The organism is Delftia deserti (genome assembly GCF_042653485.1).
Taxonomy (GTDB): Bacteria; Pseudomonadota; Gammaproteobacteria; order Burkholderiales; family Burkholderiaceae_C; genus Comamonas; species Comamonas acidovorans.
Genome location: NZ_JBHSIH010000001.1, coordinates 5,808,808 through 5,822,576, shown reverse-complemented (window position 1 = coordinate 5,822,576; position 13,769 = coordinate 5,808,808). Strand labels below are relative to the sequence as shown.

Genomic DNA, 13,769 nt, shown 5'->3' with positions numbered 1-13,769 from the left:
ATCAGATCCTCCGGGTCATGGCGACCACTTCAAACTCCACTTCGTCCACGGCCAGCGGCCCAGCGCCCGACAGCCCGAAGCCCAGGTAACGGGCCTTGCGCCCACGGCCAAACTTCTGGCGGTGGTTACGCAGCGCCAGTTCGTATTCGTCGTGCTGGTAATCCATCTTGTGGGAGTCGCCGGCCGTGACGCGGTAGCGGCTGTGCAGCGGCACCACGCCGCCGATGTAGGCCGACACCATGGTCTTCTTCTGCGGGGCATCGAAGTCGGTCAGCGCCGTGTCCCAGTCCCAGCTCACCGCCGCGCCAGCGTCGTCGCTGCCGCCCATGCGGTATGTCGCCTCAGGCGATGTGACCCAGGTGCTGCCCGCAAACCGCGCCATGGCGTGGCCCCGGTAGTCGGGCCAGCGCGTGAGCGCACCGCCCATGCGGCCCTCGTCGTCCACCTTGGGGGTGAAGCACCACACCCCCCTGGCGGCTGCCGTGTCCACCAGGGGCGCGCCGCTGCCGCTGACCACGGGCATGGGCTGGGCCAGCGCCACGATGACGGCCGGCACCAGGCGCGCGCGCGGCTGCACCAGGGCGCCGTAGCCCATGGCCCAGCCGTGGCCGCTGGCCGAGATGGCTGGCATGGGCTGCGCCAGGACGCCGTGCCCCACGGCCCCGGTCGTGCCCGAACCATGCACTGCGGCCTGCGTCGCGACCAGGTGCCCAAGCCCTGCGCCGCGAGCATCCAGCACGGCCTGCGGCTGGGCCAGGACACCGTGCCCGATTGCACCCGTCGCGCCGCTGCCCCGCACCGCGCTGCGCGGCTGCCGCAGCTGCGCATGGGCTGCACCCACCGTCGTGCCGCTGGCCGAGATCACCGGCATGGGCTGCTGCTGAGCCGCACGCCCAGCGCCCTGGCCTGCCAAGATCGGGCGCGGCTGCGCCATGGCCGCGCCCTGCTGCACAGCCGGCCCACCCGAGGCCGTCACCACGCCGCTCGGCTGCTCAAGCACGGCAACGCCAGCCCCGCGAGCAGAGATCGCAGCCATCGGCTGATGCAGCCGGCCCTCTCCACGCTGCTCGATAAAACCAAAACCATCAACCACGGCTGCGGGCGCGACCAAAGCGGCCGTGCCAACCTCGTATGCAGGCGGGAATGCGGCCGTGGGCACGGGCTCGCTGGCACGCGAGGCACCCCGGGTGATGCGCAGCCCGCCGATGGCGCCCAGGTAACGCTCGCTGCCAGACAGGTTCGCGCCTACCGCCAGATCGGTGGCACTGAATGCATCGGTGCTGGCGATAGGGCCTGACACGATCGATCCCCCGACCCGCAGGTAGATCTGCCCTGCCTGCCGATAGAACCGCAAATAGGACCATGCGCCATTCGGGATAGCGGTCGGGGTTTCTGCCAGCGCCGTGCCATCGCTGCGATGCAGCCGCACGCGCGCGGGGTTCTGGCTCTCCAGGCAGACGATATTCCAGCCTCCCAGCGCGCCGATGGCCTTGGTCTCCACGATCCGCGAATAGGCATCGCCGTGGCCTCCATTGGCGGGATTGATCCACAACTCAATGCAGAAATCTTCGGACGCGCCAAAGACGCCGACACCAGCGCCGAGCAGGCGCAGCGGACCGGTGTAGCCGCCAGCGGATGGATTGAAGGTGACGCACGATGCTGCAAATGGGCCGGATGCAGAATAGTTCGGCGTGGTGCCGGCAGCGGCAGGCGTCAGTACGCGTTTTGCGCGATCAACACCAACAAGCGTGGAATCAAAATTCCATACAGCAGTCGTGTTGAGCGGCAGATTGTCCTGTGGCAGTGCCATTATGTGGCCCCAATAATTAATGGATTTTGTGGCACGGTGCCCACGACTCCAACACTTGCGCCAAAGTTCTTCCCAATGACAGCGACCTGTCCCATTGCGCTTGCCAGGGTTCCGAATGTTTCCGGCGCTATATCTTCGTCAAACCACCAGACTGCGGGGGACAGTTGCCAATCTTCCTGCGTCGCAGATACACCCTCGCAACGCGTGACAATCAAACTGATTGAGTCGTTCTTTTTCTCTTCAGTCTTCGCTGGCACGGGCACGCCAGGCCCACCACTGCCATCGTCCTGCATGAGGCCTTGCAAATACTGGATGTGGTCAACGCCAACGATGGTCGATCCACCGTCGATCCGAAATGCAAATGTGCTCACTCGCGCGTAGTTGCTTGAAGACCTGAACCCTCGCACATATGCGGCATCAACTTTCACCTCCGATGATGTGCCTTGTACATACACCGCCTCGGCATCGTTTCTGGCCACGCCGATGACAACTCGCCCGGGATAGTTCCTGGTAAATGCGAACTGATTCACCTGATATTCAAATTGAATTCTGTTAAAGAAAGGCCACCCCGCGATGTTCTCATTGCCATTTCGGCGGCGTTCGTAGTAGCTGTAGGGTGGATATCCTTCGAAATATGACTCAATTGTGAGTCCTGCAGACCATGCACCGTGCCCGGTCCAATCCACAGGCAGAATCACGGGCGACGGCTCGGATTCCGATTTTCCGGGAATTTCAAACAACCGTCCTCTTTCCATTCGACCGGGATTCATCGAAAAGCTCTGACCAGCAACCGTTACGGTGTAGCGCCAATACTTTGCGATTTTCTGGGTAATCTCCGCATAGCCGCCGTTTACACCAACGGTTCGACCTCGAAACCATCCATACATTTCGCCCGCGTCATTGATTGAAAAATCTTCGAAGTCAGGCGGATCGCACTTGCCGACCGGACCAGTCTCGGGGACCTCGGCGAGGGAAACACTGGCTGAAAGCAAGGCGTCGCCCCGGTACCAGACATAGAACACCGCATCGCGATAAGCGAACAACTCGGTGTAGCGCGGTGTCGTCTTCCAGGAGCCGCCCTCCTCCCCCCAGTACGGCTCCAGGATCACGCACAGCCCACGCTCCACGGCCCAGTCGTAGGGACCGGCCACGGTGGCAACCACAGCGGACCATCGACCGCCATCGCCCATCGCCATGGACAGTTGCTGATGTGTGCTGCGCATCGCCCAGTTGTCTTCGCCGGGTTGGCCTGACGGCCCCTTCCGGAACTGATCGTTGATAACGCGATCCGCGCGCAGTCCGGTGCGGCTCCAGTGCCAGCCGTAGCCCATGGCATCGGCCGAGTGCATCACGCCGGGCACTGCCAAGGCCTGCCATGTCTCCTGCACCGGCAGGCTGTAGGCCAGGATGTACATCTCGATCAGCTCCCGGTCTGCCGCCGACAGCTTGCGCGCCCAGTCCGGCGCATCGGGCGTCAGCGCCTTGCGCAGCAGCTCGCCGCAGGCGTTGCTGCGCAGCTGGTACACATCCACGGTGTCGCTGGCCATGCCCGGCAGGAACAACCAGTGGCGGCCCTGGATATCGCGGTGCACCCCGCTGGAGGTGGTGATGCGCGCCGGCGGCGTGGCCGCCCGGGCCCGACCCTCGGCATGGAACGCTGCGGTCAGCGCAGGCGGTGCGCCAGACTGCAGGGACAGGGTCAGCGGAGCGACCAGCGTGCTGGAGTTGTGCCAGTCCGTATACAGAAATCGGCCCATCACAGCCTGAACCCAGTCCCTGCAGCGCCCCGTGAAAATGGAGGGTGGGCAGTACATGCCCGTGAGCTTCTTGCTGAGCAGGTTCTCGTCCTGGGCAGCGAACTTCCAGGGAGCATCCGCTGCCGGCGAACTGCGAGCGACCGCAGGCATGAAGGACCGAGCCACATCCCCGGGCCGCGTGACAGCACCGCGGATGCTCGAGCCACCCCACACTACCCGGCCAGCGATGCCAGGCCCGGCCAGCAGATCCCGCCTGCTTTCATCGAGGACCGCGCCGGCAATGGCCCGTGTCATCTGCGCCTCGTTGCGCTGCGTCACCACCGTGGGCACGCGCAGTCCCGGCAGCCTGAACTCCGGGAACCAGGGGATGCTGCTGCGCAGATCTATCACCCCCGAGTCCATGCCCAGGGCGCAACCGCCTTCGACATGGATGTACTCATGCCCCGGCGTCAGCTTCACACGGATCAGCCAGTCCCCGATCTCGTAGGACTGGCTCACATAGGCCAGGCCCAGCGTGCGCAGGTGGGCGATGCGGCCGCGCCCGAAGGCGACGGCATGCCCTGCGCCCTCTCCGATGACGATCAGATGTTCCATGCCGCGCGCCTGCCCCGGATCACTGCGCCGGGATGGCGTAGGTGAAGGTGTCGATGGTCGTCACCGACCCGATGCCGATGCTCAGCGACGTGAGATTGATCTCCCCGCCCGACGTGGCAACGGCGCCATCGATGCGTGGCAGCGTCGTGCTGGCCAGCCCGTTGTCGGCAGCATTGCCCATCAGGCGGAACCACCCTGCAGTTCCCGCCGCCGCGCCCGTCAGGCGCCAGTTGTCGGAGTTCTTGCTGATGACGCCCCCCGCCGCCGCGCCCCAGTTCAGGCCGTTGGTCGGGCTGCCGGGCACAAAGGCCGCGCCATCCTTTGTGATGTAGCCCAGCAGCGTGCCTGTGGCGGCATCATCGGCCGTGGCCGGCTGCGCGCCCGTATACACCGCAATGACCCCTGCAGCGAAGATCTGGGCAAAGCCCTGGCTGTTCAGCTGCGCGTTGCGAAAGCCGGTGGAAAGTTTCTCGGTCATGACACGATTCCTCCTATGGGTGATCGAGGGTTGAATGCGCCCGCCACCGCGTCAGCGGCTGTGGACACGATGAAATGGGACTGGCCGGCGTGCTGGCACCAGTGCGCGTGCACGTCGGTGCCGGGCGGCACGCTGACCGTGGTGCTGGTGAGGTTGGCGAAAGGCAACGCAGTGCAGATCCCGCGCTGGCTCCAGATCCAGATGCGCCCGTCTTCGTCGCGCGCCCAGGGCAGGCCCGCCGGCACACCGTAGGGTGCGAGCTGCTTCAGCGGTCCATCGCTGTACGCCCACAGGCCCTTGCTGGTGCCGACCACCAGACCCGCGTCATGGGGCGCGAGCATGCGCACCTCGCCCGGCACCATGAAGAAGTCGGCAGCCGTGTCGAACAGGTGGAAGGCCAGCGGCTTGGAGAACCAGATCGCCGAATTGCCATCAGCCAGCGCCTGGCCCGCGAACAGCCGGCCCTGCCAGTGCTGGATCACCGTGGCTGCGGCAGGCAGAGGCCACAGGCCGGCGCCCAGGCAGTCCTGGCCCAGGTCATCGGGCGAGAGATCCCAGAGCACCGGCCCCGTGGGCGCGCCCAGCAGCTGGAACACCTCGCTGTCGGCCGGGGCCAGATAGACCAGTTGCTGGCCCTGGCCAGCTTGCAAGCCCTGGGGCTCCACGCGCAGGGTCGAGCCGGCCGGCAGCACGATCTCGGCCGCCGGGCTCGCGCCGGTCTCACGGCCGTCAGGCAGCAGCAGCGTCGAGACAGCGCGATACAGGCCGCCCGGCAGCGAGCCACCGGCCTGCACCGACAGAGCCGGCGCCGCCGGCATGCTCCAGCGCAGCGGGATCACCGACAGATCGGCACGCACGATGCCCGCGTCGGGCCCGTTGCAGTAGGTGATCTCGCCATTGATCTCGGACCATGACACGCGTGCCGCGCTGCTCAAGGGCGCCAGGGGCTGCAACTCGCCGCTGTCGTGCAGGGCCTGCACGAAGCCGCCGGCCGCCACCAGCATCCGGTCGCCCTGCTGTGTGGCAAACGGGAACTGCGCGCCAGGCGCAGCCGGTTGCAGGCCCGGGCGCTGCTCCAGCGCTCCGCTGTTCGTGATGACCACGCCATCGGCCCGGCGAAGCCACGCCGCACCAAGCCGCACAGGATCGGTGACGTTGTTCAGGCCTCGGAACTGGTTGATGGATGGCATGCCCTGCACTGTGCCGAGGGCGGTGCCATTGGACGAACCCTAGCCGGGGACTACCGTGCATCGGCGGCAATCTCCCGCATCTGCTGTCGAAGGGCCTTGGGCGAGTTGTCCGCGATACGGTCGATGCGGTCCTTACCCATCTCGCGCACTTTCTTCCACACGTCGGGCATCTTGACGACGATGGGCTGCTCTGGATTGTTCTGGTTCCAATCGGCCAACCGTTCGCGCACGCGTGCCAGGGCGCCCTCATCCTTTCGGAACAGTGCATCGGCCCACTGCGCCTTGATTTCAGAAGAGGTCAGGCTGTAGAAGCTCTTGGACCGCTGCATGAAACTGTTGGCTTCCTGGATCTCTGCCACGCTTTTGGGCTGAAAGCCGATGGCCTTGGCCACGGCCTCGGCCAGCGTGGTATCGATCACCTTGTAGCCCTTGGTGTCCTTGTACATGCCGCTGGCAGCCATGTCCGCACCCTTGAATGCATTGCGCACGGCCGTGGGCGACACCTCCAACGCAGCGCCGCCAAAATCGCCCGTGAGCGCCTTGCCGCCAGCCTTGAAGCCCCGCATCACCAGATCGCCTGCGGGCCCCACCACCTCCAGCAGATCCCGCTCGCGGCTCTGCTTGGTCAGCAGCAGGCCGGTGCCGGGCAGCAGGTTGCCCATGCCAAGGCGCCCGGAAACATCGATGGGCGCACCTGGCAGGCCAGAGACGCCCTGCTCCAGGAACTCGGCCAGCTCCTTGCCCACGATGCCCGCGAGCGCCTCCTTGCGCCACTGCTTGGAACTGAGGTTGTAGCCCATCATCTGGCCCACCCCGTCGATCAGATCCTCTGCATCCTCCATGAAGGGCACGCCGCCGGCGCCGCCCATCAGCAGCAGCATGGCCAGGGCCCAGCCCACAGCGCGCTTCCCCTCTGGCCCACCCTGCTTCCACATCCGCTGCATCAGCTCCAGGTAGGAGACGCTATACGTTTTAAACGTAAACAGAGTGCCGGCTACCGCGCCGCGCGCCCACTGGGGCTTGTTGGCCTTGGAATAGACGAACTGCGTTTCCAGCACCGCCTTGCGCGCAAAGGCGCCCGGATCATCCATGCCCTGGGCCTTGGCGATGCGGAAGGCCGCGATGAAAGTGGAGCGCCGGTTGAACTGCTCGGCCAGGGCGAAAGGCTGGCCCCAGGCCACCTTGGCGCGCTCCCAGGCATTGCCGGCCGCGGCGCGCGCATCGCCGGACTTGGTGCCATCGCCCGAGCGCAGGCCGCCCGCGCCGCGCGCCTGGGCCATGAGCTGATGCACTTCCTGCGGCGAGACCACGCCGTCGTCCTCGGCGGACTTCAATGCGTGGGCCAGGTCTGGCTCGTATTTCATGCCGCGCGTGCCCATGTCCTTCAGCGCCCGGGCCATCTGGCCGCCGGCCGCACGGATGCCCCCGAACTGGCTGAGCCACGGAAGTGTCACAGCGAAGGGCTGGGTCATGTTGACAGCAGCTGAAGCGAGCGAGCCGCCCAGGTACTGCGCGAAGAGCATGCCGCGCACGGCCTGGCCCTCTTCCTGCGGATCGCGGATGTAGCTGCGCAGACCCATGGCCAGGTCCTTCAGCTCGCCCTGCTCCTTCGGAATGTCGTTGATCGCCCGGTCCATGGTGCCGGCGTTCAGGCCCGCCGCGCCCTGCCGCGCATTGCTGTAGATGAAGTTGGCCACCACGCGGCCCACGTCCTGGCTGAACCCCTCGATGCCCTTTCGCTGGATCAGGCGCTTCAAGGCGCTGTGGTTGTTCTTGGTCAGCTTCAGGTATTCGTCGTAGACCTTGCGCGTGGCCGCGTCGGCCTCCTTGCCCACCACCATGTCCTTGAAGATCTCAAGCGTCTCAGGCGTGATGCCCGCGAACAGCTTGAAGGACTGCTGGCTCATCGTGCCCTGGGTGACCTTGGCGCCAGGGAAGGCCTGGGCCATCTGGATCTTGGCCAGGTTGGCGTCCTTCATGGTCTCGTACATGCCGAAGTACTGCCGGTTGCCATCCTGGTCAACCACGTCCAGCGTGTACCGGCCGAAGCGCGACAGGGGCGCATACCCGGCGTCCTGCAGATCCTTGGCCGTGGCCGCGCGGTCCACCACCAGGTTGTTCAACTGCAACAGACGGTCGGCCAGTTCCGGCTTGGCCTTGGCATCGTGCTGCAGCGTGGTGGTCAGCAGCTCAAGGGCGTCCGAGAGCTTGGGTGCGTCCAGCACCATGTCGCGCATCCCGGCGTACTCGTCGCCCAGGGCGCGCATCATGTCGGCCCGCGCGGTCATGTCGATGGAGCGGTCGATGGCCGCGCGCGCCTCGCGGTACAGCGCGATCTGGTTGGGCGTCGCGCCGAACATCGTCTGCAGTTCGGCATCCGTCCAGACCGCGCCAGCCTTCAGCATCTTGCTCTCGAAGCGAGAATTCACCAGCGCTTCGTACTGGGCCAGCGGCAGACCGCGCCAGTCGCGCAGCACGCGGTCGTCCAGGCGACCGGCGCGCAGCAGCAGCTGGGCCTTGTCGTCGGCGGGCAAGTTGCCGTATTTCTTGGTCAGCTCGTCCACCAGCACGGCCTTGCCGTCCACGTCCCGGCCCCACAGCAGCGTGCCCTCGAAGAGAGGCTTGGCCACGGCCTTGTTGTCGGCCGCCGAGACAGGGGTCTTGCGATTCTTGCCCACGAGGTCGCTGATGGTGTCCACGCGCGGGAGCAGGCGCGGCGCCCGGTCGGCCGCGTCGTTTGCCAGCATGGACACGTCATCGATGTTGCGCTGGGCGGTCTCGTAGACCGGCTTGAAGGCTGGCGCGCGTTCGGCCAGGTGGCGCATGGTGCCGATGGTCTTGTCCCAAACAGAGATCTTGCCCGGGTGGGACATCGTCTTCTGGAGCTGGTCCAGAGCGCTGTCCTTGATCTCCGAAAGCCGCGAGCGGCTGAAGCTCAGCTCGTCGTCTGCATCGCCTTGGCGAGGATTGCCTTGATCTGCGCGCTCGCTTCCGCGTCGTCCTTCTTCAGCGATTCGATCTCGGAGTCGCTCAGCCGGTTCGTAGCGTGCGAGGTAGCGGGCCTCCGACTCGGTGAGGGCGTCGAAGCCGTAGCCTGTGGCTGCACGGAATTGGTCTTCGAGATCGCCATGTTTTTGCCGGAGAGAGGTCAGAATTTCGGGAGAGGGCTGGATTTTTGCACTGTACTGCTTGCCGGTCAATGCAACCACGCCCGCCACGGTGCCGCCGCCCTCACGGATATGGCTGGCCAGCGCCGCGAATGTGCCGCCCTGAGTCAAGGTGTCATCCACCAGCAGGTAGTCGCCCGGCTCCACGGCGCCCGCGAAATCGACGGGTGCAAAGATGCGGTCCAGCCCATCCAGGCCGGTGCGACGCGCGCGGTTCGCCTGCACGATGCCTGTCGCCGTTTCCAGGCCCAGGCGTGCAGCCAGGACTTCGGCCACGGCGCGCGGGATCTTGTTGCGCCCAGCAGACTCTTCAGCGGCCACCGGAAGCACGCGCGGGCGTGCGCCCTCCAGTGCAGCCGCCACCTTCGCCACCATCTCAGGCGTCACGAGGTCCACGGCCAGCCGCGTGGCCGCCGCAACATCCCCGGCCTTTGCCGCAGCGTAGTCGGGATGCTTCGATGCGCTACCGAGCGTGCTGCCGATGATGGCGTCCGGCGTGGCGGCTGGCGAGTCCGACCGGCTGAACACAGGCTCGATGCGGTCGGTAGCGGCACGCTGCCCGCGCTCCACGAAATCGCGCGCCGGCAGGATGTAGCCCTGGATGATGTCCGCGTCAGAGAGTTTCAGGCCCGAGAACCCGGGCACGTTGGCCCGCAGCCAGTTGCGGATGGCGGCCACGGCGCGGCGCACGAAATGCAGCTGCGGCGTCTTCTCGGCCATCTCGGCCAGCACTTCCTCGGCCGCGTGGCGCCGGCTCAGGTCCGTGACGCCGCGCAGACCGTATTCCTTGATCTTGGCCGCCACCTCCGCCTGGCGCATGGTGGCCACCTGGTTGAGGATCTTGTTCAGCTCCGGGCCGAACATGCCGCGCAGGCCATGGTGGCCCAGCACCTCGTGGTGCAGCACGCGGGCCGCGTCGGCGGGCGTGTTCAGCTTGCTGGCCAGCAGGTAGGCTTTGCCGCGCCAGTAGAAGCCCTCGGGAGCGCCACTGGCGCCGCCACTGCGCTGACGCAAATCCGCGCGCCGCGCTGCCTCGGGCACCGCCGGGTCGGACATATCGAAGGCCACCACCACCTCGGGGCCGTTGCTCCAGCCCTTGCGGATGGCATCCACCGTCGCGCGCACCTGCCCCACGGCCTGGGCGCGTGCGGCGGCGGAAAACGCCGCCGGCTCCGGCCGCATGATGCGCAGCAGATTCGCCATCTGATCATCGGTCAGGCCCTGGCCATCGGCTTCGCCGCGCCGGAATGGCAGATCCTCGGTGCGCTCCACAGGTCCGGCCTTCAGCTCGCGCGCGCTGGGCGGCGTGGCATGGGTGCGCTCGCGCACGCCCGGCACATCCTCCCAGCCAGAGCCCTGCTTCTCCACCTGGCGCACCGTCACACTCCACACACCATCGACGTTGGCCGGCGTGTACGAGACCACGCGGACATGGGTATCCCCGTAGCCCTTCACGATGTTGCCTGGGGTGAAGTAGTCGGCGCGGGCGGCCTCCTCGGCTTTGGCCTTCTTGGCCAGGACGCCGCGCGGCTTGGGCTTGGTTGCTGGAGCAGAGGCCGGAGCCGCAGCCTGGGCAGCACCCTCGCTCGTCGTGGAGCTGGGGAACTCTCGCGCGGCGTCCAGCAGTTCGCGGATGGGCGCATCCAGTCGGATCACCTTCACATCCTCGCCGGCTTCGCGCGCAGCCAGCCACTGGTGGTGGCCGTCGAGCACATGCCCGTCACGCGAAACGAGGATAGACCGATTCCCGCCCTCGAAACCCTTTGCCCGCGCCACGCGCTCGCGGCTGAACTCCGCCTGCGTAGGCTTGAGGCCAGAGGCCGGCACGCTTTCCTCTTGATGGGCGATTCCGCGCGCGTTCATGAAATTGACCATGGCGCCACGGTGCTCGGCCCGGATCTGCGGCATCTCCGCACGCGGCACGCCGATGGAGCCCGAGTCCGGAGAGAACTCGGCCCAGCCGTCGCCCAGGTCGCGGCCTTCCACGGAACGTGCTGGCGCGCGGGCAGCAGGTGCTGCAGGTGCTGCAGGTGCAGCAGGTGCTGCAGGTGCTGCAGGTGCTGCAGGTGCTGCAGCAGCATCGGGCATGGCGGCCGCCAACTTTTCGCGCACCTTGGGCGCCAAGTCAGCCCATGCCCGCGTGTGGGAGGATGCGCGCGCCAGAGCGTTCAGCCCCTTGGCGGCCTTCGCCACCGCCTGGCGCTCGTCCGCCGGCATGGTGGTCCAGCGCTCGCTCGCGGCCAGCAGCTGCGCGCGCCGCGCGTCGTTCCCTTCCTTGGCGATGGCCACGGCCTGCTGCTGGCCCGCCGTGGGCGCTGGTGCAGCAGCAGGAGCTACACCGGCAGCCTGTTCGCTGGCGCCACTTCGGCCAGGTACAGCAGATTGCACGCCGGCAGCAGGCTGTCCGGCACTGCTACCTCCCGGCCCAGCAGGCTGCGCATCTGGCGCGCGTCCTGCCGGCTGACCGCCCCCAGCCTCCGCAGTAGCCGAAGGGCCTGCCGGGCGTTCATCTGCCATCCGTATTGCAGGTGCGGTTGAATCATTGGTTGCTCCTTGCACTTGGATGGCGTCAGCAAGACGGAGCTGCAGCTCCGCATTCAGGTTCTCCCAACGCGCGCCGTGAAGATTGTTCTTCAGGGCGGCATTTGCGCCGCCCACACGCTTGGCCAGGGCCTTGCGCTCTGCGGTGGGCATGCTGGCCCAGGCCGCGCGCCCGGCGTCGATGCGCTGGGCAGGGGTTTGGACTGGCGCTTGAGTTTGCGGGCTTGGCGCTGCACCTGCTTGCGCGCCATCGTGCTGAGACGAGGTGGTGCCATCGGTCAGCTCCTGCGCAGCTGCAGGACCTGCAACCGGCGCTCCCTGCGCTCCTGCTGCCTGCGAAGATTCCGCGCGCGGCGGCTGGGCTTGATCGGCTTGTGTGCCATCGATGCTTCCTTGCTGGAGGGTGGTGGATGCGGGGGCTGGCGCGGCGGCACGGGCTTGCTGCTCACGCTCAGCGCGGCGCCGCTGCAGCTCGTTGGCCAGTGGAATGCGGACTTCCTTGGCCTGGGCCGAGCGGAAGGCGTTCGACAAGTCCTCATCCGTCCAGGTGGCCAGGGCCCCGCCCTGGATCTCGCCGGTGGCAGGGTCTGCAGTTACCTGGCGCTCCGAGGCCTTCTTCTTGGAAGGCGCGCGTGCCGCCACCTCGGCGGCCTGAGCCAGGGCATCGGCCTGCTGGGCCTGAGCTGCCGCGCCGGAATCCACTGCCAGGGCAGCAGCGGCGGACAGCGAGCCGGCTGCAGGGTCCAGGCCCATAGCCTCAGACGGGCGGAGCGCGCCAACGGCGGCATCAATGCGCGCGGTGTCCAGCTGCGGCGCAGGCGTGATGCCCTGCTCGCGCAGCCGGGCCTCATCGATGACCGGCTCTTGCTGCGCGGCCAGCTGCCGCTTGAATTCGTCGCGCACCTTGGCCAGGCCGGACGGCACTTCGCCATCAGCCTGGCTCTCGCCGGCCTGCTGGAACAGATCTGGGCTGAAAGCCTGGTGCAGCGAGTCCGCCGCGGCCTTCCGGTCCTCGGGAGGCAGGGTCTCGTCCTGAGCGCGCGCCAGCGCATCCCGGTATTGCTGCTGGCTCTCCGGCCGCACCATCTGGTCGATGGCGGGGCCATAGGTTGCAACATCGGGCAGGCCCGCAGGCTCTGCTTCGGCACCCGGCGGCTGGGCCGCTGCGTCGCCCGGCTGACCAGCAGGCACCCGCGGCTCGCGCGCCGCCCGATACCCCGCCGCGCCGCCGCCCATGGCCGCGCCCGACAGCGTGCCCAGCACCACCGACGTATCCACGTCCTGGGACCAGTCCTTGCCCAAGGCCAAGTTCTGGAAGATCTGTTCGGCAACCGACTGCGGCAGCTCCTCCAGGAAGCCCTCGGAGATCGCGCCCTGGATTACCTGAGTCGGAATGCTCTTGACCGCGCGCTGCTGCAGCAGTGGATTCGTGGCAGCCGTGGCCGCGTCGTCAGCGAATTGCTTGGCGATGCCCTTGTTGCCCTGGGCCAGCATGGTCTCGGCATCACCGATGCCCAGGCGCTGCGCCACGCGCCCGCCCGCATACCCCAGCCCGGCCGTGGCCGCGCCCGTGGCAGCCGCTGCAGCTGTCTGGCCTGGGGAAAGCAGGCCGTCATCCGTCTCCTGCCGGATCTGCTCGGCCGCCGAGCCCGCGCCCACGAGTCCCTCACCCAGCGCACCAGCGGCAGCAGCACCCTTGGCACCAGCCTGGCCCAGCCGCGTCGCCGCGCCAAGCCCGCGCGCCACCACGCCGCCCGCACCCATGGCAGGCAGCGATTCAACGACCGCGCCGACGATGTTGGAAGGGTTCTCGATGGCGGCCTTGAACTTGCCGCCCAGGCCCTCGGCCTCCTGGAATTTGCGCTGGGCTTCCTTGGTGGCGTCCGAGTGCCATTCATTGATGGCCTCGCGCGCCTGCTTGGGCCGGAAGCCGACTGCACCACCCTCGTTTTCCAGGAGCTTGCCCGCGCGCCCGCCTGTGACGATGTCGGCCAAGCCGACAGCAGCTTCAGGGACGGCCACGGCGCCCTTGGCTGCCCAGGCCGCCGCGTCTCGAGCGTAGTCGGTGGCTGAGCGACTGGGCGACTCTGGTTCGACAGGCTTCGCGCCCGCCTTCCACCAATCGCCGCCTGGTGAGGACGACTCAACCGGGCTCGCGCCCTGCTTCCACCATTCGTTGTCGTTTGCCATCCCCCCACTCTCCCGGAGCAGGTGCGGGGCGTCGAACCCTAG

General features: G+C 67.2%; 5 protein-coding genes. All 5 read right to left on the bottom strand.

Features of this window, described 5'->3' with window-relative positions; all coding sequences use genetic code 11:
- Position 1: 1 nt before the first annotated feature.
- Genes ACFPFG_RS27555 through ACFPFG_RS27535 form a run of 5 tightly spaced genes read right to left on the bottom strand, consistent with a single transcriptional unit; the run spans position 2 to position 13,727 of the window.
- Positions 2–1,810 (bottom strand): LamG-like jellyroll fold domain-containing protein, encoded by a 1,809-nt coding sequence (locus tag ACFPFG_RS27555; RefSeq protein ID WP_380109123.1) that lies wholly within the window; start codon positions 1,808–1,810, stop codon positions 2–4.
- Complete coding sequence (locus ACFPFG_RS27550; protein WP_380109121.1) at positions 1,810–4,161, bottom strand: hypothetical protein; 2,352 nt, start codon at positions 4,159–4,161, stop codon at positions 1,810–1,812. The genes ACFPFG_RS27555 and ACFPFG_RS27550 overlap by 1 nt, the downstream gene beginning before the upstream one ends.
- Before the next feature lie 19 nt (positions 4,162–4,180).
- Positions 4,181–4,639 carry a hypothetical protein gene (locus ACFPFG_RS27545; protein WP_380109119.1) on the bottom strand — a complete coding sequence of 153 codons (459 nt, stop codon included), beginning with the start codon at positions 4,637–4,639 and terminating at the stop codon, positions 4,181–4,183.
- The gene (locus ACFPFG_RS27540; protein ID WP_380109117.1) at positions 4,636–5,829 is read right to left on the bottom strand and encodes a hypothetical protein; all 1,194 of its coding nucleotides are present in this window, start codon (positions 5,827–5,829) and stop codon (positions 4,636–4,638) included. Before ACFPFG_RS27540 ends, ACFPFG_RS27545 begins: the two co-directional genes overlap by 4 nt.
- 50 nt (positions 5,830–5,879) lie before the next feature.
- Positions 5,880–13,727, bottom strand: a complete 7,848-nt coding sequence (locus ACFPFG_RS27535) for a PLxRFG domain-containing protein (protein ID WP_380109115.1) — start codon at positions 13,725–13,727, stop codon at positions 5,880–5,882.
- Positions 13,728–13,769 lie beyond the last annotated feature (42 nt).

Excerpts from the sequence above, each read along its gene's own strand:
- ACFPFG_RS27550 (WP_380109121.1), bottom strand. The coding sequence starts at position 4,161 with ATGGAACATCTGATCGTCATCGGAGAGGGCGCAGGGCATGCCGTCGCC.
- ACFPFG_RS27540 (WP_380109117.1), bottom strand. The coding sequence starts at position 5,829 with ATGCCATCCATCAACCAGTTCCGAGGCCTGAACAACGTCACCGATCCT.
- ACFPFG_RS27545 (WP_380109119.1), bottom strand. The coding sequence starts at position 4,639 with ATGACCGAGAAACTTTCCACCGGCTTTCGCAACGCGCAGCTGAACAGC.
- ACFPFG_RS27535 (WP_380109115.1), bottom strand. The coding sequence starts at position 13,727 with ATGGCAAACGACAACGAATGGTGGAAGCAGGGCGCGAGCCCGGTTGAG.
- ACFPFG_RS27555 (WP_380109123.1), bottom strand. The coding sequence starts at position 1,810 with ATGGCACTGCCACAGGACAATCTGCCGCTCAACACGACTGCTGTATGG.